Below are 18,967 nucleotides of genomic sequence, written 5' to 3' on the forward strand. Positions count from 1 at the left end.
GGGTATAACGATTTTGTTATACCACTTTTTTTGGCATAAGATTGATGCATTTTCGCTTCAGTTTGGTTCTAAACAGGTTCCCGCGTTGAGAATACTATAGGCATCCTGTGGTAAAACAGTTGGTTGATAAATAATTGTCTGGTTGGTTGATGTATGATTCCTTTTTTATTTCTTTTCCGGCGACATCACGTAAACCTTACGCCCGTCCACCCGGAAGCGGACAAGCCCTGACCGTTCTATGCCCTCCAGGATCGTTGACAACTTTACGGCCCTTGATATCCAGCCGCCGGAGGTGATATTGGCCGGTACTGAAGCATCATAGACCACCTCCACATTATACCAGCGGGCAATCTTGCGCATGGCCACCTTGAAATCCACGTCATCCAGGTTAAACTCCCCGTTTTTCCAGTCTATCACCTGGTCCGCATCTACTTTCCTGACCTTTAAACCGATATCGCCATTGCCGGAAACCTGCTCACCCGGATGGATCACCTGTTGCGCAGCCCCGGAACTCACCCTCACGGCGCCTTCCAGCAGCGTGGTTGCCACCTCCGGTTCTTCCGGGTAGCTGTTCACATTGAACTGCGTGCCCAGCACTTCTATTTCCTGCCCGCCTGCTTCCACTACAAAAGGTTGCGTTTTGTTTTTAGCAACATGAAAAAAACCTTCTCCCTGCAAACGCATGCGCCGTTTACCCTGCTTCACCAGCCCCGGGGAGTAGGTCAGCGTTGAAGCCGAGTTCAGCCATACCACCGTTCCATCGGGCAACACCAGGCGGTAGGTTTCGCCGGCAGCGGTAGACAATGTATTGACCGCATCCGGGTCTGCCGCTCCGCTGATCTCATACACCACTTCTCCTTCAGCCGACTTTACGATCCTGACGCCGGATTCCTCGGCCAGCTTACCGTCTGCAGCATCGGACAGGCGGATCTTTTTGCCGTTCGCCAAAGTAAGCATGGCGCCTGCATTACCGGGCGGCACATCGCCGGCGTAACGTTCGCGGATGCCCGCATCCTGCTGCTGTGTGCGCACATTAAAATAAAACAACCCGGCAGTCAGGATGATGACCGCAACCGCTGCGGCCGCCAGGCGCGGCCATAACCTGGTTACCCGGGCTTTAGCGGGTCCGGGGAGCCCGGCCTTCAGCGTCCGGTAGCACCGTTCGTAATCGATCGCCGGTACTCCGTTTTGCTGGTCCGATAATTCATTGTACCAGTTCTCCACCAGCGCCTTCTCAGCCTCAGCGCTCCGGCCTGCCAGGTATTGGTCCAAAATATCCTCAGGACTATTGGTGTTCATAAGCCGGTAGGTTAGTATTTATGATGCCTGTTTTATTCGCTTATAACAATATGACGCGCAGCCTGCCGCAAGGTGGTACGCAAAAAATTAATAAATATTACAGTGAATTGAAGGGCTCATCCGGGAGCTAGAGCATCAGCGTTAGTAGATACGCATCCAGTTTTACTTTGAGCGTTTTCAGCGCCTTGTAGATCTGCTTTTTGACCGTTTCGTCAGAGATTTCCAATAATGCGGCGATCTCGGCATGGGAAAGCCCCTGCTTCCGGCTGAGCTCAAACACTTCCCGCTGGCGGGGAGGAAGCAGCGCCACTTCTTTTTCGAGCTGACGGGATAATTCCCGGAACCGTAGTTCATGGTCAGTAACCAGCGTTCCCTGGTCAGACAAATGTGCCAGCGCATCCAGGTACCCGTCTTCAACCCTGGTATGCCTGATGTGACTAATGACCCGGTTGCGCACGGCTGTATACAGGTAAGACTTCACGGAAGTATTGATGTCGCGCTCCGCGCGTTTTTCCCAAAGCCCGGCAAACACGTCCTGCACCACATCAAGGCCTTTGTCCTGATCCCTGAGCATTTTCACCGCATGTTGCAGCAGCACCGCCCAATACCGCTCAAACACCTGCGTATAGGCCGCATGGTCGCCAGAGCGGATCAGCCTGAGCAGATCAGCATCAGAAAATCCCTCGTATATCTTATTCCCGGCTTCGTTCATTTTTATGGCTGGCGGCTTCCCTCAACAGGCGAAATCCAGCTCAATGTTAGCCAAATATTTTTTAAATCTATAGTATCTCACGGTTCCCTACTCACCTGTATACCTGGCAAGCCGCCCCGCAGAAGCCTTCCGGGTATGATTCCGGCATTTCGGCTCGGGCTGCAAAATATGCGCGAATTAAAAAGACCTGCGCAACACGCAGGTCTTTGTTTTTATTCTTTGACAACGGTAAAAAGAATGATATTTTGGATCAGTTGGCAAGATAATTTCTCAATTCACCGTTGTTTTCCGCGTAATTCCATCGAACCATATCTGCTTTGCCATCGCCGGTGATATCCGTAAAAAACAGGTCGGTATTGACGCTTTGGGATGTACCTCTTAACGAGTAGATCGGGCCTTTAAACGTTCCATCGGAATAATACACTTTGGGTTTGCCCAGGTAAATATTGGCTCTCCAGTATATTTTATCCGCCCTGCCGTCGCCGTTCACATCGGCAAAATGAAATACGGTAGACGCCACTGCGCTGGAGGCGCCGGAATCGCTATAAGCCGGTGAAGCTGTAAAAGTGCCGTCGCCGTCTGAAAGGTAGACCATCACCTTGCCGGAATTCAACGAAGGGTGCCATAGGGCTTTATCTGCTCTTCCATCTCCATTAATGTCCGCATACCAGAATTTGGTGCCTGCCGTTGTACTCGAGCCGGTTGCTCCTGATACCACGGTCGGGCTAAAGCTGCCGGCGGTGGTTGCCAGGTAAACACGGGTGTGGCCACCATCGAAAGTTGCGTTCCAATATATTTTATCCGCTTTTCCATCTCCGTTTACATCAGCAAAATTGAAGATGGTTTCGTTGTTTACGCTGGTGCCTTCGGGATTGGTTATTGCGGTGGCGCTGAAATTCCCGCCGGAGGTAGCCAGGAATACCCTGGTATGGCCGGCGTTCTGGGTGGGGTCCCAGACGATTTCGTCATCATCCCCGTCACCATCCACATCGGCGTAGTAATACCTGGTGCTGGCCAGCGTTGAAGCGCCAGCGGCGTGGGGAACCACAGGAGTGGCGAATGTACCGTTGCCGTTTGACAGATACACACGGGGATTGCCATTATCGAAGGTGCGGTTCCAGTAAATCTTATCTTTTTTGTTGTCGCCGTTTACATCAGCAAATGAGTATACTGTGCCTGCATTGGCGCTTATGCCTACATTGTCGGCAACAGCGGCTCCGAATATTGCAGGCATATAGGTAGCGATAACCGGCCAGTGGTCTGAAGGCCAGTAGCCGCTAAAGGTGGTCTTAATGATGGAGGAGCTGGTAAAGGCCATATCCCTGGTGCTGGTTATCCAGTCAAGTTTCTTGGTCCCAACGCTGGTCCAGCCATGAAAAGTTTCACCATCTTCGTTTAAAGCATCCACTACGCCCAGCCCGTCCTTTAAAACATTGATCTCTGTGGAGCCGGGTATGGCATTGAAATCGCCAAACACGATCTCCGGCAGATTCTCTGTATTGTACAGCTGAACTGCATCTACCAGCGCATTGGCATTCACGATCCTGGTAGTTTGAGAATCAAACTGCCAGTGGCTGTTGCTTACAAAGTATTTTTTGGAAGTAACCTGGTCCTGCAGGATCACCCAGGTACCTGTATTGGCAACAGTGCTGGGGCCAAGCCGCACCGTTCCGCTGGATAACAGGGTAAAGCGGGTTGTTTTATAGAAAATGGCTTTGGGTGAGCCGCTGGTACCGGGAGTACTGTAATATTCACCGTAGTCTAAACCAGACATTTGCTCCCTGAACCAGGTTTCGAACCAGTCGTTGGAAAATTCCTGTACGCCAAAGATATCCGGTGAATTATTTACAATGATCTGCCGGATGTGGGGTGCACGTTCAGTGAGGGATTGCGGATCCTCATCGTTGTGGTGCCGGATATTAAAAGACATGACCTTAAACGTGTTAAGCGGCGCAAGGGCCATGAGGCCCACCGGGGGGCTGGTGGAAAGTTTAGGGGAATCCTGAGGGGCCGGTACTTCGGCGGTTTGCTTTTTACAGCCGGTAAAACAAAGGGCGGCAGTTAATAATGCTGCGGCCACAAGGGCAAAACTGCGTGTTTTCATTTGATTAGGATTAGGTGATATTTTTAAATGATTAATTATCAGACATAACTAATGCACATGGGGCCAATCACGCTAAAAAAATACACAGATACTGCCTAAGGCCGTCAACAACAATGATTGCAAATTAAACGTTTTTAAAGCATAATAACATAAATATTTAAATGAAATTAAAGTTAATTATCTAAAAAATAACTATTTTAAACAGGAGATTTATTCGTGCAGATCACTGTTTGACCCGGACGAACCCGTCACAAAACCGAAGTATCCAATCATAAAAATGCGCTAGATTTGGAACGTTGCGCCCAGTCCGGGACAGCTGGAATCCTGTCCACCGCAATCAGCGGGGATCACGATGGGTGGAAAAGACCTGGCTTATTTCACCAGGATTATCAAGTAAACATAAAACCGGAAATATCACATGGATCCGAATAATAAAGCAATACTCGAAAAAGCAAATGCGGCCGTCTCCGGAGGCGATAATGAGGGGTTCCTGGCTTTCTGCACCGATGATACGGAATGGACATTTGTGGGCGACCAAACCCTGCGGGGCAAGGAAGCCGTCCGGCAGTATATGGCAACCGCATACGTAGAGCCGCCAAAGTTCATGGTCGAAAACCTGATCGCCGAAGGTGAGTTTGTGACGGCAACCGGCACAATTAGTATGAAGAATGAAAAAGGGAGAATGGTCGAGTATTCCTACTGCGACGTCTGGCGGTTTCGTGATGGTAAGATGGCCGAATTAAAGGCCTTCGTTATCGAGACCGGGGCAGGTGAAAAATCCTGAGCGTATTCACCTGTTCAGGCAATTAATATGGCGGGACACTTACCGCTGTCCATCCGCCGTCAACAATTAAATTTTGCCCTGTAATGTGTTCAGCGGCTGGTGATACCAGGAAAAGCACCGCGTTGGCCACATCTCCAACATTTCCCGGCCTGCCCATCGGTGTGATGCGCGACCAGGTATTCCTGTAATTATCATCTTCAGTCGTTCTTTCTGTCAAAGTAGCGCCTGGCGCGACCGTATTCACAGTTATTTTATACTTCGATAATTCGATAACAAGATTTTTAGCCAGCATCTCCAGGCCGGCCTTCGTCATCCCGTAAGCCGCCAGGTCTTTATGCGCCTGATGCCCTGTTACCGACGACATAAAAAGGATACTTCCCCCGCCTCCCTGCTTTATCATTTGGCGGGCAGCCCGTTGTGCCAAAAAGAAGCTGCCTTTTAAATTTACATTCATCACATTTTCCAACGTATCCTGCTGATATTCCAGGAAATCACCGAATAACGTAATACCGGCCACCGCGATGGCGATATCCAGTTTTCCAAACCTGTGAACGGCTTCCTCCACTAACTTTTGTATCAGATCAACGCTGCCGGCGTCACCCGGAACGGGGTAAGTTACACCGCAGCCTAATGCATTTATCCTGGAAGACGCATCCTCAATAAGTTCTTTATTGAGATCGTTCATGATCACCGATGCTCCGCGCAGCGACAGCTGCCTGGCCACTTCAAAACCGATCCCCCTTCCCGCCCCTGTGACAATGGCTACAAGTCCGTTGAAATTATCCTGGGTCATTTAACAGCCGTTAATGATTAAAAATCCATGTACAAAATAAGTTCTAATGAGAGTCCTTCGTTACCCTGTTACCCGAGCCGCCCTTTAAAAAATCGAGATCAGCGCCTAAATGGGCCTGTTCCACATGACTTTGATATAAGTGCGTATAGCCCCTGCCAATGGTGGTTTCCCTGACCGGCAACCGTTGCTTTCTTTCTGCGATTTCCGGATCGGTCAATTTAAGCTCCAATGTTCCGGCAAAACAATCCAGCTGGATCACATCGCCGTCCTGCACAATGGCAAACGTACCGCCAACAGCCGCCTCGGGTGAAATATGCAGGACTACAGTGCCAAAACCCGTACCACTCATTCTTCCGTCCGATATCCGCACCATATCTGCAATTCCCTGTTCCAGCAGCTTTTTAGGGATCGCCATATTGCCTACTTCAGGCATTCCCGGATATCCTTTGGGTCCGACATTCTTTAGCACCAGTATGCTGTCTTTGTCCACATCCAGCGAGGGATCGTCGATCCTGGCTTTGTAATCATCAATATCTTCAAACACAACGGCCTTCCCAGTATGCCGCATCAATGCCGGGCTTGCGGCGGAAGCCTTCAGCACGGCGCCGTTTTCGCACAGGTTGCCTTTCAGCACAATGATCCCCGCTATTTTATCAAAAGGATCCTCCATTGTGCTGATCACGTCCCGGTTAAAACATTCCGCATTTTCATAGTTGGCGGATATTGGTTTGCCGGCAACCGTAATGGTTTCGCGGTTCAACAATTCATTCAGCTCTTTCATCAGGGCTGGCAGGCCGCCGGCATAAAAGAAATCTTCCATAAAATATTTCCCCGATGGCTGCAGATTCGCCATCAATGGAATTCCTTTCAGGGCGGTATTAAAATCCTCCATGCTCAATGTAACACCGATGCGTGCGGCTATTGCCATCAGGTGAATGACAAAATTGGTGGAGCCGCCTATGGCGGCGTTGACGGTGATAGCATTCTCAAATGCTTCCCGTGTCAATATATCAGACAGTTTCAGGTCTTCCTTTACCATCTCCACGATCCGCCTTCCGGATAGCTGTGCCAGTACCTTCCGGCGGGAGTCGGCTGCAGGTATGGCGCCATTTTCGGGCAGCGACAGGCCCAGTGATTCCACCATACACGCCATAGTGGAGGCAGTGCCCATAACAGCACAATGGCCCCTGCTGCGCGCCATGCACGCCTCAGCGGTGCGGAATTCGTCGTCGCTCATCATTTTTATACGATTGGCTTCGGAGAAACGCCATACATCGGCTGTACCAATATCCCGCCCGCGGTATTTCCCGGTAAGCATCGGGCCGCCCGATACAACGATGGACGGCAGATCTACGCTACAGGCGCCCATCACCAGGGCCGGCGTCGTTTTATCGCAGCCGCACATCAATACAACACCATCCAGCGGATTGGCGCGGATCGATTCTTCCACATCCATGCTTACCAGGTTGCGGTAGAGCATAGCCGTAGGTTTCATCAGTGTTTCCCCCAGGGACATGACCGGAAATTCAACAGGCAAGCCGCCAGCTTCAATTACCCCCCTTTTTATGGATTCAGCCAGTTCTCTGAAATGCGCGTTACAGGGCGTCAGTTCAGACCAGGTATTGCAAATGCCGATAACCGGTTTCCCCCGGAATTCATCGTCGGGAATACCCTGGTTCTTCATCCAGGCCCGGTAGATAAAGCCATCTTTACCTTTCCGGTCAAACCATTGCTGGCTGCGTAGTTCTTGCATCATCAGGTTTTCTGTCTCTTTCAGGAATTGCCGGTTTACCGGTCCGGCCATGATCTGTACAAAACCGCAACACGATCCTGACTGAGGACGGGCCGTGGCCATGACGTGTTAATTTACTAAAAATACTCTTCTGATTACGAAGTTTCTGCACGCGTTATTTTTTGAAATCAATGTATATTGTTCAATTATGCCAGACCATAAAACCATCCTTAAAAATTTTGTTAGCTCATTCAAAGAATGGCTGTCTGCCAACTATTCTCCGCAAGAGATACACGACCTGCAGATTAACGACGCCAGCTACCCGGAGTGGAAGCCGATAGAAGATTATTTTTCAGCGCTGCTTGCCGCCAGGCAGATCGATCAGCTGGACGATGAAGACCTGGAGAATTTACTTTATCTCATTGCCCGGCATTGGGATATCGGAAGGATGATCGCCTGGTTATCCCGTGCGCCGGCATTGTCGAACCTCGGCGACCTGTCACCCGGCGATTTTATGATTCTTGCCAAAGCTGTAACCAAGCTGAACGGACCTGAATATAATGACGCAAAATCACAGTTTGCCGCCTGCTTCGAAAAAAAATTCGATGCCCTGACGCCCGAAACAGAGGATATACTTTTAAATCTCTACCATAGCGGTGACGAATATACCAAACGGCTGTCGCTGCTGGCACTGGCCAAACTGGGATATCCGGCTATCAGAGCGCTCCTGGAACAATCATGGAAAACCGTGGACGAACAATATCATAAGATCGGTTGCCTGCAGGCCATCGATGAATATGTGAAAGACCCGGTGCTGCTTAATCAATACCTTGCATTAGCCGCCACCGAACCCGGCGATGAGCTGAAAAAGTATGTGAACTGGCTCAATAAGAAAAAGTTCATAAATAACAATTAAATAAAATAGCCCCTGTACAATTCTTTCACCCTCCGTAGTACCTTGAGGGCATTTCTCCGTTTCCTGTATACTTATAAATAGTTTCATGCAAAACGATATGGAGCTGCTTGAACGGCTAAAGCAGAATGATACGGAAGCCTTTGGTATTTTGTTTGACCGTTATTGGGAAGGACTATTTTTATTCGCCTGGAAGCGCCTCAAGTCCAAACAGGATGCGGAGGACGTTGTGCAGCAGGTTTTCATGAAGATCTGGGAACACCGTACCTCCAGGACAATTACCTACTCTTTACAGGCATATCTGTATAGATCTGTTTCCTACGAAGTGATTGACGCCCTGAAGAACATGACGGGAAGCCCCGAAGACCTGGATGCCGTGAATGAACATATATTGCCTGTTTTTAATGATATATTGGAAAAGCTCACCGCCGACGAACTGAATGAGCTGATCAATGCAGAGATCAATGCGCTTCCCCAGCGTATGCAGCAGGTTTACCGTCTTAGCCGGGAAGAAGACCTGTCAATCACCGAAATAGCCCAAAAACTCGAAATTTCCGAACAAACCGTTAAGAATCAACTTACAACCGCTCTTTCCCGCTTACGCAAACCCATTATGCAGGTCTTGTTGCTCATGATATTGCAAGACATAACATGGAGGTAACATTCGGCTCTGGTACTAAATCTCCTTTTGAGGCGCTTGGTATAAAGCGCCTTTTTTAATTTATAAGACCAGTATGGACAAAAGCCAGATAAATAACCTGCTTGCAAGGTATCAACGTGGAGAAGCAACGCCCAAGGAAAAGGCCATGATAGAAGCTTATATGCTGATGGCGGAAAAGGAACATGCTCATTTCACTGAGCGGGAAAAAGAAGTGATAAAGGCCCGCATATGGAATAATCTTTATACCGCCAAGGCTCCGGGCCGGAAAACACAGTGGATCAGTTCAATGAGCCAAAGATCAAGGAAGATCGCCGCTGTGGGAATACTGTTGTGCGGATTGGGAATTACGGCGTACATTTTTCAATACCAGTTGCGGGACCTGGTGGATCCTGTCGCTATTAAAACGATCGAAACCGGGCCTTATGAAATCAAACAGGTGCCAATGCCGGATGGCAGCGTGGTTACGCTGGCACAAAACAGCAGCATCAGTTTCCCCGAAAGCTACAGATCGGATAAACGCCGGGCTTTAGTGCATGGAACCGCCTTTTTTAATATCGCGCATGATGCAGCCAGGCCATTTAATGTTGAAAGTGATGAATTGAATATCAACGTATTAGGCACATCATTCCAAGTCAAAGATGCTAAAAGCGGCTACGAAGCAAGTGTAACAGTCGTAACCGGAAAGGTACAGGTAAGCCGCGAAAACCGTCAATTGGCCATACTGCACAGCAATCAGCAGATCACCTACGACAAGTTCTCCCGGCAGTCAACTATCGTTCAGCAGATGAATGCGGCGGCTGAAACAGGTTGGACAAATAACCAGCTGGTGTTTAATGAAACGCCCCTTGCCGTTGTGATAAAAACTTTACAGGTATACTATGAAATAAAAATAGAGCTGCCGGAATCCGCCTTAAGAACAGGCGGAACATTCAGCGGAGCTTTTGGGCGGAATGAATCAAGAAAAGAAGTGCTGGACGTGATCTGCTTATCCTCCGGGTTAAGTTATTCCGTTACCAGGGACAGCACGATCATTATAAGGGATTAATATTTAACATCAATGTCCATCTGAAATTTCGTGGCAAACCTACGAACAGGCATACTCATGTTTAAAAAACAAGAATTGAAATGCAAAAAATTTTACTATTCTTTTTACTTACTGCCGGCTTAACGGCATCGGCCCGGCAATTAACAGAAAAAACACTCAGTGTTAAATTTCAGAATGACGATATATTCACGAGTATAAAAAAACTGGAAACAGCCAGCGCTGTCACATTTAATTACCAGCCAAGTGAATTAAAGCAACTCCCTAATACCTTCAGTGCTTCTTTTGTTAACCAGCCTTTATCAGTTATTCTAAACAGGATGCTGTACAGGACCGGTTTTTCATGGCAATGGATGAACAATAAGATCGTGATCCGGAAAGAAGAAAGCGTTGCCAGGCAAAACGGAAGCGCGGATAGCCTTATTATTGTCGCCGGGCATATCAGCGATGTAAAAACGGGAGCAGCGCTGCCGCTGGTGACGGTTTACCTGAAAGGCACACGGATCAATGCATTAACAGATGCGGATGGAAACTTTAAGATAAAGGTGGACCCGAATGGCGTGCTGGTAGTGACTTGCATCGGATATGAAAAAAAGGAAATTAAAATAGCAGGCCGTTCGAGACTAACCATCACGCTGAACACAGATGTAAGATCACTGTCTGAAGTAACAGTATTGGCGAGGCGGAAAGTGAGCACAGAAAATGAATTGTTGCGGGAGCGGAAAAATTCGGCGATCGTATCTGATGGCATTTCCGCGCAGAATATCGAAAAAACCGCCAGTATCACCACCGCGCAGGCCTTGCAAAGAGTGACCGGCGTTACCATTACGGATGACAAATATGTAGCCATACGGGGCCTGGGAGACAGAAGCGTGGTGGGCGAATTAAACGGCGCCCGCCTCTCCTCTTCCGATCCGGACAGAAGTACCGTGCCGCTCGATCTGATCCCTGCCAACCTGCTGGATAATATAACGGTCTATAAAACATCCTCGCCGGACCATCCGGCGGACGCCTCCGGCGGGATCGTGGAATTGAAGACAAAATCCATTCCCTCCCGGCTGACAGTACAATTTGTTGCGCAGGGAGGCTTTAATACAAACATAGGGCTCGGCGGAAAAGTAAATGGTTTCTATCATGATGAACTGGGTTTTGCAGGGCAGCGGGTAAAGGAGCATGACCTTACACCGGATTTTAATAAGCTAAAGGATCAATATCCCGGCGGCCTGCCGCAGATCCAGAAACTGTTCATAGAAAGCCGGTATAGCCAGGAAGCGGCGGCGGAAGCTTACCGGATCAACGGCCTGATGCGTTCTTTCGACCCGGTACTGAGCACTTCGTTCCGCCAGGCAAAACCCAACCAGATCTATAGCGTTTCCTTGGGCAACAGTTTCGACGTGTTCCATGGAAAAAAACTGGGGGTGATACTCAGCGCCAGCTATTACAACCGCACAGAGGATATTTACCAGGGAGAACTGAACCAGTACAGCATTTACCAGGGTATTGTAACTGGCTCAACCGCGATCTTCAGCCCGCTGCATATTCCCAACTACATTACGCCGGACTTTCCCAGGCTCGACAAATACCTGGCCTATAAAGAGAATACCGGCAAACAGCAGCTTAATTATGGCGCCCTCGCAGGCCTTACCTTTAAATTCGATAACCGCAACGAGATACAGGCCCAGTTTATCAGCAGCCGGGGCGCGGAATCTCTCGGATCGAACCTGGACGGGGCCTGGACCAATACAGGCATATTATACCCGGTGTACAATGTGGTGAACCAACTGAAGCAAACCCGCCGCGTCTTCAACACATTCAATTTCCAGGGAGAACATAAATTGTGGGAAAGCGTAAATGCCACGCGCCTGACATATAACCTGAGCACGTCAAAATCCAGCCAGAACAACCCCGATTACCGCTTTAGCAGCCTGGCGCATCTGCAGGCCACCCGGTTTATTGACGAGAGCGGCGCCGGACTGGGATCTGATACCTATACGCTTGTATATGGTTCTGTGCACGGCATTGGTGCGGAGGGAACTTCACTGGGCGTAAATCCCAACGGCAGAAGTTTCAGGAACCTGAATGAAAGTAATTACAATTTTAAGGGAGACCTGGTGCAGCCTTTCATCATAAAAGGCGAATCACAGGTCTTTAAAGCAGGATATAATTTTTTAAGAAGAGAAAGAAAGTATGAGGAAAATATCCTGGGCCTGCCGGATGTAAGGGGCACTTCGTTTTCAGGAGATATGAACCAGCTGGTTTCCTATCAGAACGTAGGTTTACAGCCAGGCAGCGTATACGACCAGGAAGGACATCCGCGCATTGGCGGCTTTCTGTACCAGATACAAAAATCCCCCAATAACTATAAAGGAACATATGAAACGCAGGCCTTTTATGGCATGCTGGACCTGAGGATGGCCGGTTTCCGCATTACAGGGGGCGTGAGGTTCGAATCAACGGAGATCATGGCCAGGGTAGATACCGCCAAAGTAGATATGGCAGGGCAGGCGCTTACTTTCAGGACCGCAAATCCCAACACCGGTTTACAGGTTGACTTCAAACCTTATTATTCCGCCAACCTTACTTATACCCTGCACGACAATATGAACTTCCGCCTGGCTTACAGCACTTCCCTGGCTCGCCCGGAATTAAGGGAACTTACCAGTATCACGCAGTTTGACCCCTTCCAGTTCGCCGTGGTAATTGGTAACCCCTCATTGAAAAACCAGGAAACCCAAAGTGCGGACTTCCGTTGGGAATGGTTTCCCAACCCCGGCGAAGTAATTGCCGCTTCAGTATTTGGCAAACTGATAGACAACCAGCTGAATAAAGTATTCCTTTACAAGTCGCAGGGCTCACAGGCATACAATACAGAGTTTCCCGCCGTTCAATTTCAAAATGACCCTAACCAGGGTAAGGTATATGGTATAGAACTGGAAGTAAAAAAGAGCCTGGCCCTGTTTAGCCGGCGCCTGAAGAATTTTTATATCGGCAGCAATGTTTTGCTGGCAGCCAGCTATATCACAAAAAATCCGGAAAGGTTAAATGCAGCAAGGACCATTGACCGTTTTTCTCCCGAGGCCACACAGGTATTTGAACAAGCCCCTTATTCCCTCAACTTTTACCTGGATTTTGTCGGCGCTAAAACAGGCACAAATATCACGACCAGTTTTAACATGGTGGGTTCCCGCCTGATACAGGTTCAGCTGGATGGCGCGCCGGATATATATGACCGGCCGGCGCCCGTATTGGATTTTGTCTTCAGCCAGCGGCTGAACAGATCATTCTCTATAAAAGGTTTTGCAAAGAACATGCTCAATCCTGCCTTTATGGAAGTATATACTACGCCGGGAAGCAAAGGGAAATACCATGGCGTTTCTTATGTGCGCAGGAAATATTACAAGGGCACCGAACTGGCCATCGGCATAACCTACAACATGTTTTGACGGTTAGGAACAATGTTGCTTTACCCATTTTTAAATAAATGTAAAATGAAACTAACACTGAATATATATATCGCTTTAATGGCAACAGGATTATTCTTCTCTTGTAAAAAAGACAAGGCGGATAATATCAATAAGTCCTCACTGGACGTGTTAAAGACTTCCCCCTCCAATATACGCTTGTTCAACTTTACGGATTTTGACGCGGATATGACGATCAATAACATTCCCCTTACCGCCTATGGTATAAAAGATGGCACGGGGGCCGCAGTGATCGGTACAGGCAATGCCACACAACTGGGGTTGCAGTTCTTCCCTAAAGAAGCGTGGAAAGCGGGAGCAGGCGGAAGCCCTTTTATATTGCCCACTTCTCTGCTGGACAAAAATGGCAGGGCGGAGATCCGTTTGCTCATTAATACAAAGACAATTGATACCATCATTCAGAACAATACACTGCAACCAAAGGACTATTACCTTTTCAGGAAAACGGCACAGGGAAAGGATATTTTATCTTATGTAGTGTTGAACCGTGAAGCAAACCCGCCGGCTGCGGCGGAGAATTTTAAGGTAAGGATACTTAACTACCAGCAAACGCAGGATCCGCTTGGCCTCACCGGACCTGTAACACTTACATATGCCGATGGCACGCCTGTGCATGCAAAGCTCAGTAATATTGCGCCCAATACGGCCAGTGAATATGTCGAATTGCCTTATGGCGCCTACCAGTTCAAGTTGTTCCTATCGAACGGTTCCTTTATTGATGTCGAGAAACAAATGACGGAACTGCCTGTGCAGCCGGACTTCCAGTCTGTGAAACCTTTGCCCCAGCCGCAGCAGGGCGTGATCATACCTGTTAGAACATACAAGCCCGGCGGAGCATACACGATGTTAGTATCCGCCGCCGCCATGAGTTACCAGGATAAATACCCTGACGGAACAGGCGACCCGGTAAGGGTGGATTTTAATATGAATATATACAGGGTTGTAGCAGATATCGAACCGGCCGTTAATTTTTCTTTTGCCAGGGTGCAGGCAGCAAATGCTTATCCGGGCCCGGGGTTGAATTTTATGATTGACGGGCAACGCATTGCCAATGGCCTTGATTTTGGGAAAAACAGTGAATATTACATTTCTACCCGTGGCGCACATACAGTCAGTATTACAGATGCCAGTGGTAAAAAATTAGCGGAAAAATCCCTTACACTGTACCCTTATGATAACTACACCATCTGGGCCACGCAAAAAAAAGATGGCAGCGCAGATATAGTATTCGCCGCAGTAAGTATGACTTCCGCCTATTATGAAACCGGTTATGGAACACCCTCCGGCGTTAGCGGTACGGATGCATTGAGGAAAAAACCTTATGCCTGGAGCACCAGGTTCCTGAACCTTTCGCCAGACGTACCGCTGGCTACATTCACCAACGATCATTCCCTGTTTATTCATTACGATTTCTACCAGAACCTCCCCTTTTCCGGCGCCTGTAATATAAAATCAAACACCATCCCTGACGTGGAACCTTTTCTGAGTTATGCCATGGGTAAAAGAACATTGGGCATCTCGAATCCCGCTGCTGTAGGAGACGGCAGTGCGGAAAAAATAAGGGTCTATGAAAGCACGGAAGGCCGGTATCCTGAACTGCCAGGCAAGTTGCTGGCCAGTATTTCCCCGCTGAACGTAAAAGAAAAGTTTATTGCTAATAAAGGGCTGTATACATCAGCGTCCCTGGAACCCTGGGCGGAACCGGGTATCTATACCGTTGCCCTCATTGGCAAAACGGTCCCCGGCGCTCCGGAAGGAGAAAAAGCCAGGTTGATGGTAATAAAGCATAATAAATAATTGCCGGTAAACGGTTAATAACTAATAATGACAAGTATGTTATCGAAAGCTGTTCTGTTCATCAACTTCGTGATCTGTATTATTGCCTGCAGCATTATGCTCCCTGGATGTACAAAATACAAACCCGCGGAACCGATAGAAAACGCCGCTTATATCAGGGTATTCAATAGTATTGCCGGCAGTGTTGAGCCTACCGACATTGGCGGTTTATCACCCTTCCTTACCTTTTTAATGGATCCGGCCAGCGATGCCGGCGGCACCTTTACGGGCGCGAATGTGATGTGCGATTACCTGAACACCCGGCAACTTTCCAGCCAGTCTTACCCCACGGATGCCGATACAGACCCTTCTGCGCCGTCTATGATAGTAGACGAAGCCGGTGTTCCGCTATATACGGGGATCGTGAATTTTGAATACCCGGGCAAAGCGCATGTACCGGCGGCTCCGGCCATGAATGGCTTCGATATGTCTTCCTGGGCACAGGTAAAACCCGGAAAACACCGGATCGTTTTTGTGGTACGGCCAAAGAACAACACGCCCTTTGCTTCGCTGGATGAGCGTATCCGTAAAAATATACTGATAGACACCACTATAGAATTAAAAGCCGGGGAAGTGTATACTGTACAGGCCCTGCAAACTTCAAAGGAAAGCCCCATAACATATGGGCTGTATGTAAGGACAGAAAACTTTTACAAACAATCCTTTGAAGCAAATAAGATCTATGTAGGTTTTGATAACATATCCGGTAAATACCCTTTGGCCGCACAATTGGGTTTCTTCAATTTCTTCAGCGATACCGTTAATATTTACTATTCCTATTTAATGCGGGATGTGATCGTTTCCGCCAATACTACCCTGCCTATCATGGGCATGCAGGACCTTTTTTATACTACCATTTCAAACAGGCAGGCGGGAAAGGTCGCTTCCTATCTGTCTTTACCGTTATTGCCGAGGTCTTATTTCTTTTATAAGGACAGCACGCTGAAAAAGTTCCCCAGCAATCTACAGAAGAATAATTCGAATACCGGTGGTATACAATTGGATGAGGATATCCCTTTTGTAAAGTTTGACTTTTATAATTATAACTCCACTTCCCAAAAAGTGTTGAGTGTGAATTGTTCGGCCAACCCTGTCACATTGCAGTATTACAATCAGAATATCCCCTATGTACGCCGGTACCTGCCTAATCTTAACCTGATCCTGAATAATAATAACCGTATAAATATTTACCCTACCGTGAGCATCCTGGAAATATGTTACGACAGGGTTTACATGATGCAAATGCAGCGGGCCTTCAATGAAGTGCCCAGGTAAAATGAAGCGGTTGATTTATTTACTTATAAAATAGTCATATGAAATTTTCTATACGTGTTTTGGTTTTTCTCTCCCTGGCACTGTTGCAATTAAACTCCTGCAAAAATGATTTCCTGGACGATGTGCCGGAAACGCTTCCTGTAGCGCCTAAGCCCAATATGGCTGAATACCTGAAATATAACTACAGCTTCAGCATGCTGTACGACGCGCTTGTCAGAACAGGGTTGGAAAGCATTCTCGCAGATCCCGGCAAGGATTTTACATTATTAGCGCCGGACAACGCGGCTTTTGCCGCATCGGGCATTACCCCCGATAGTCTTGGCAAACTGGATCCCGCCCGTTTGAAGGACCTGATCTCCTATCATATACTGCCGGGTAAAACTCCCGAAACATCCATCCCTGAAGCCCTGAATACTAAACTGGTCAGCATCCACGACCGGGAGCTATATGTCAGCAAAAGAACAAAGGGAGTTTTGACCGTGAACGGCGTAAGGATGCGGACATTTGGAACCACTACGGATATCCCTGTGGCCAATGGCGTGGTACATGTATTAACAAACGTGCTCGCATTGCCGCCTGCCAGCGTAAAGGAACTGCTGATGAACGACCCTGATTACAGCAGGTTCACCGAAGCGCTCGGCAAATTCGGGTTGCTGGACAAACTTGCAGGCCCCGGACCTTTTGTAGTGCTGGCGCTGAACAATGATTTTTTTATAAGCCAGGATGAGCTGGATATGATGGATACCCTGACCTATAAAAAGTATGTTTTTGATGCGCAGATACTGGAGAACAGGTTTTTCTTTTTCAGCGATTTCAGTTTGAGAATGCCTTCCGATTTCGAGAACAGGTTTCAGTATTATATCAAGCCGGAGGGTGCACTGGTCATCAATACGTACGACAATATAATATTCGCCGTTCCCGTTAACGCCGGCCCCTCGCCGGATTATTACACGGTGGGTCTTGGCGACCAGCAATACATTAATGGAGAGAAACCGGGAAAGCTTGCCGTGAACGGCACCGTGATAGATTGTACCGCTCCGTTGGTATATCCCTATAATATGACAAAATAAACACCTCAGCATGAAATATTTACATCTCCATAACAGGCTCGCGACCGGGGCATTGGCATTAGCCATGCTCTCCGGATTGCCATCCTGCATAAAGAACCAGGATACACCATTAGCCGTTTCCCTTCCTTCAAATGCCGCACCATTCGGGACGCTCGATGAGGCCCTATCCTCAGGCGGATCGTCATTGTTCCGGCAGGCCGTAAAAAGGTCCGGGCTTGACAGTGTGCTCCGGTCAGCTGCTGCCAGTTTTACTGTATTGGCGCCAACTGATTCCGCCATGCAGGTTGCCGGCCTTACCGCGCAAAACATCCAATCGCTTTCGCCGGATTCGCTTAAGAAACTGGTCAGCTACCATATCATACAGGGCGGACTTAGCACCACTGAGCTAAGAGACGCCGCTTTTACCATAAAAGCCCCTACCCTGGTAATTGTGCCGCCTTTCCCGAATCAATATACCGACAATGATAACCTGCTAAGCCATCCTTTACCCGTTTTTATCAAGTATTATGAAAACAACGGCCTGTATATAAATGATCAAAAGGTTGCCAATGCAGAAGCGCCCATTCCGGCAGCTAACGGCTATGTGTATTTCACCAGGAAAGTGATCATGCCGCCTTTTGAACGCACCGTATGGGATTTTATCAAGTCGCAGCCGGATCTCAGTTTATATTACGAGGCACTGAAGATTGTAGACAGCATTAACGTGCGAATGAACAATATCAATGGCTATAACGAATTTCCGGATACGGTTATCTTTCAGCGGTTGGGTGTCTATGTCCGGAACTATATAAGGGCCTGGGGCACACGGCCCAATTGCCTGACCGTTTTTGCACCTACCAATGCGGCTTTTGCTGCGGCGGGTTTTAATACACCGGAAGACATCAGGGCTTTTGCCGCTATTGATTTTAATACCTCCCCCACCTATCAGTCGCCTATGGACAGCATGCTGAGAAGGCATGTAGTATTTAATTACAACAATGCAAACCCTGGAAAAACGATCCTGTTGTATGGCGATCTGGCGAACAGGCCGGGTTATGTAAATGGCGCGGGAATGAATGTTTATATTAAATCCCTTTACGCGGGTTGGGATGGCGGCAATTATATGAAGCTGGCGCCGCTTGTTTTCAGTGCGTCCGGAGGCATACCTTATATCAAGTGGAGCAGTGATCCTTTAAAGCCATTAGTCCCGATACCCGCAGAGAACCACTTTATGGGAAGTAACGGCGCGGTATATAAAGTGAACACTTTTTTCTTCAGGAATTAA

14 protein-coding genes are annotated in these 18,967 nt (G+C 48.3%); 9 read left to right on the forward strand and 5 right to left on the reverse strand.

All coding sequences use genetic code 11. The features are described from left to right. Nucleotides 1–165: 165 nt before the first annotated feature. From ACTJIK_RS16585 to ACTJIK_RS16595, 3 genes are all read right to left on the reverse strand, one after another. Nucleotides 166–1,299, reverse strand: a complete 1,134-nt coding sequence (locus ACTJIK_RS16585; RefSeq protein WP_440648064.1) for a FecR family protein — start codon at nucleotides 1,297–1,299, stop codon at nucleotides 166–168. Between the two features lie 127 nt (nucleotides 1,300–1,426). Further along, nucleotides 1,427–2,011 carry an RNA polymerase sigma factor gene (locus ACTJIK_RS16590; RefSeq protein WP_440648066.1) on the reverse strand — a complete coding sequence of 195 codons (585 nt, stop codon included), beginning with the start codon at nucleotides 2,009–2,011 and terminating at the stop codon, nucleotides 1,427–1,429. Nucleotides 2,012–2,261: 250 nt separating this feature from the next. Continuing rightward, on the reverse strand, nucleotides 2,262–4,115 hold the full coding sequence (locus ACTJIK_RS16595; protein ID WP_440648068.1) for an FG-GAP-like repeat-containing protein: 1,854 nt from the start codon (nucleotides 4,113–4,115) through the stop codon (nucleotides 2,262–2,264). A gap of 418 nt (nucleotides 4,116–4,533) precedes the next feature. Between ACTJIK_RS16595 and ACTJIK_RS16600 the strand changes: the two genes are divergently transcribed. Next, nucleotides 4,534–4,899, forward strand: a complete 366-nt coding sequence (locus ACTJIK_RS16600; RefSeq protein ID WP_440648070.1) for a nuclear transport factor 2 family protein — start codon at nucleotides 4,534–4,536, stop codon at nucleotides 4,897–4,899. 22 nt (nucleotides 4,900–4,921) lie between these two features. Here ACTJIK_RS16600 and ACTJIK_RS16605 read toward each other — a convergent pair whose 3' ends face one another. Both ACTJIK_RS16605 and ACTJIK_RS16610 read right to left on the reverse strand, forming a co-directional pair. After that, on the reverse strand, nucleotides 4,922–5,692 hold the full coding sequence (locus tag ACTJIK_RS16605) for an SDR family NAD(P)-dependent oxidoreductase (protein ID WP_440648072.1): 771 nt from the start codon (nucleotides 5,690–5,692) through the stop codon (nucleotides 4,922–4,924). 43 nt (nucleotides 5,693–5,735) lie between these two features. Further along, nucleotides 5,736–7,448: an IlvD/Edd family dehydratase gene (locus tag ACTJIK_RS16610; RefSeq protein WP_440648074.1), complete on the reverse strand. Its 1,713-nt coding sequence runs from the start codon at nucleotides 7,446–7,448 to the stop codon at nucleotides 5,736–5,738. 184 nt (nucleotides 7,449–7,632) lie between these two features. On the opposite strand from ACTJIK_RS16610, the gene ACTJIK_RS16615 reads away from it, so the two are divergent. From ACTJIK_RS16615 to ACTJIK_RS16650, 8 genes are all read left to right on the forward strand, one after another. Beyond that, nucleotides 7,633–8,340, forward strand: coding sequence for a hypothetical protein (locus ACTJIK_RS16615; RefSeq protein WP_440648076.1), 708 nt, complete (start codon nucleotides 7,633–7,635; stop codon nucleotides 8,338–8,340). A gap of 85 nt (nucleotides 8,341–8,425) precedes the next feature. Then, nucleotides 8,426–8,998: an RNA polymerase sigma factor gene (locus ACTJIK_RS16620; RefSeq protein ID WP_440648078.1), complete on the forward strand. Its 573-nt coding sequence runs from the start codon at nucleotides 8,426–8,428 to the stop codon at nucleotides 8,996–8,998. Nucleotides 8,999–9,071: 73 nt separating this feature from the next. Continuing rightward, a complete protein-coding gene (locus ACTJIK_RS16625) occupies nucleotides 9,072–10,043 on the forward strand; it encodes a FecR family protein (protein WP_440648079.1) in 972 nt (323 codons plus the stop codon). A 317-nt stretch (nucleotides 10,044–10,360) separates the two neighbouring features. Continuing rightward, a complete protein-coding gene (locus ACTJIK_RS16630; RefSeq protein ID WP_440648081.1) occupies nucleotides 10,361–13,483 on the forward strand; it encodes a TonB-dependent receptor domain-containing protein in 3,123 nt (1,040 codons plus the stop codon). A 45-nt stretch (nucleotides 13,484–13,528) separates the two neighbouring features. Next, a complete protein-coding gene (locus tag ACTJIK_RS16635; protein ID WP_440648083.1) occupies nucleotides 13,529–15,319 on the forward strand; it encodes a DUF4397 domain-containing protein in 1,791 nt (596 codons plus the stop codon). Nucleotides 15,320–15,355: 36 nt separating this feature from the next. Continuing rightward, nucleotides 15,356–16,633, forward strand: a complete 1,278-nt coding sequence (locus tag ACTJIK_RS16640) for a hypothetical protein (RefSeq protein WP_440648085.1) — start codon at nucleotides 15,356–15,358, stop codon at nucleotides 16,631–16,633. A gap of 38 nt (nucleotides 16,634–16,671) precedes the next feature. Beyond that, entirely contained in the window at nucleotides 16,672–17,703 is a 1,032-nt protein-coding gene (locus ACTJIK_RS16645) for a fasciclin domain-containing protein (RefSeq protein ID WP_440648087.1), read from the forward strand. A 10-nt stretch (nucleotides 17,704–17,713) separates the two neighbouring features. Next, entirely contained in the window at nucleotides 17,714–18,967 is a 1,254-nt protein-coding gene (locus ACTJIK_RS16650) for a fasciclin domain-containing protein (RefSeq protein WP_440648089.1), read from the forward strand.

This window comes from Chitinophaga sp. 22620 (assembly GCF_052044405.1).
GTDB lineage: Bacteria > Bacteroidota > Bacteroidia > Chitinophagales > Chitinophagaceae > Chitinophaga.

Bases quoted from the DNA above. Each gene is read 5' to 3' on its own strand.
- ACTJIK_RS16585 (WP_440648064.1), bottom strand. From the start codon at position 1,299: ATGAACACCAATAGTCCTGAGGATATTTTGGACCAATACCTGGCAGGC.
- ACTJIK_RS16590 (WP_440648066.1), bottom strand. From the start codon at position 2,011: ATGAACGAAGCCGGGAATAAGATATACGAGGGATTTTCTGATGCTGAT.
- ACTJIK_RS16595 (WP_440648068.1), bottom strand. From the start codon at position 4,115: ATGAAAACACGCAGTTTTGCCCTTGTGGCCGCAGCATTATTAACTGCC.
- ACTJIK_RS16600 (WP_440648070.1), top strand. From the start codon at position 4,534: ATGGATCCGAATAATAAAGCAATACTCGAAAAAGCAAATGCGGCCGTC.
- ACTJIK_RS16605 (WP_440648072.1), bottom strand. From the start codon at position 5,692: ATGACCCAGGATAATTTCAACGGACTTGTAGCCATTGTCACAGGGGCG.
- ACTJIK_RS16610 (WP_440648074.1), bottom strand. From the start codon at position 7,448: ATGATGCAAGAACTACGCAGCCAGCAATGGTTTGACCGGAAAGGTAAA.
- ACTJIK_RS16615 (WP_440648076.1), top strand. From the start codon at position 7,633: ATGCCAGACCATAAAACCATCCTTAAAAATTTTGTTAGCTCATTCAAA.
- ACTJIK_RS16620 (WP_440648078.1), top strand. From the start codon at position 8,426: ATGCAAAACGATATGGAGCTGCTTGAACGGCTAAAGCAGAATGATACG.
- ACTJIK_RS16625 (WP_440648079.1), top strand. From the start codon at position 9,072: ATGGACAAAAGCCAGATAAATAACCTGCTTGCAAGGTATCAACGTGGA.
- ACTJIK_RS16630 (WP_440648081.1), top strand. From the start codon at position 10,361: ATGCTGTACAGGACCGGTTTTTCATGGCAATGGATGAACAATAAGATC.
- ACTJIK_RS16635 (WP_440648083.1), top strand. From the start codon at position 13,529: ATGAAACTAACACTGAATATATATATCGCTTTAATGGCAACAGGATTA.
- ACTJIK_RS16640 (WP_440648085.1), top strand. From the start codon at position 15,356: ATGTTATCGAAAGCTGTTCTGTTCATCAACTTCGTGATCTGTATTATT.
- ACTJIK_RS16645 (WP_440648087.1), top strand. From the start codon at position 16,672: ATGAAATTTTCTATACGTGTTTTGGTTTTTCTCTCCCTGGCACTGTTG.
- ACTJIK_RS16650 (WP_440648089.1), top strand. From the start codon at position 17,714: ATGAAATATTTACATCTCCATAACAGGCTCGCGACCGGGGCATTGGCA.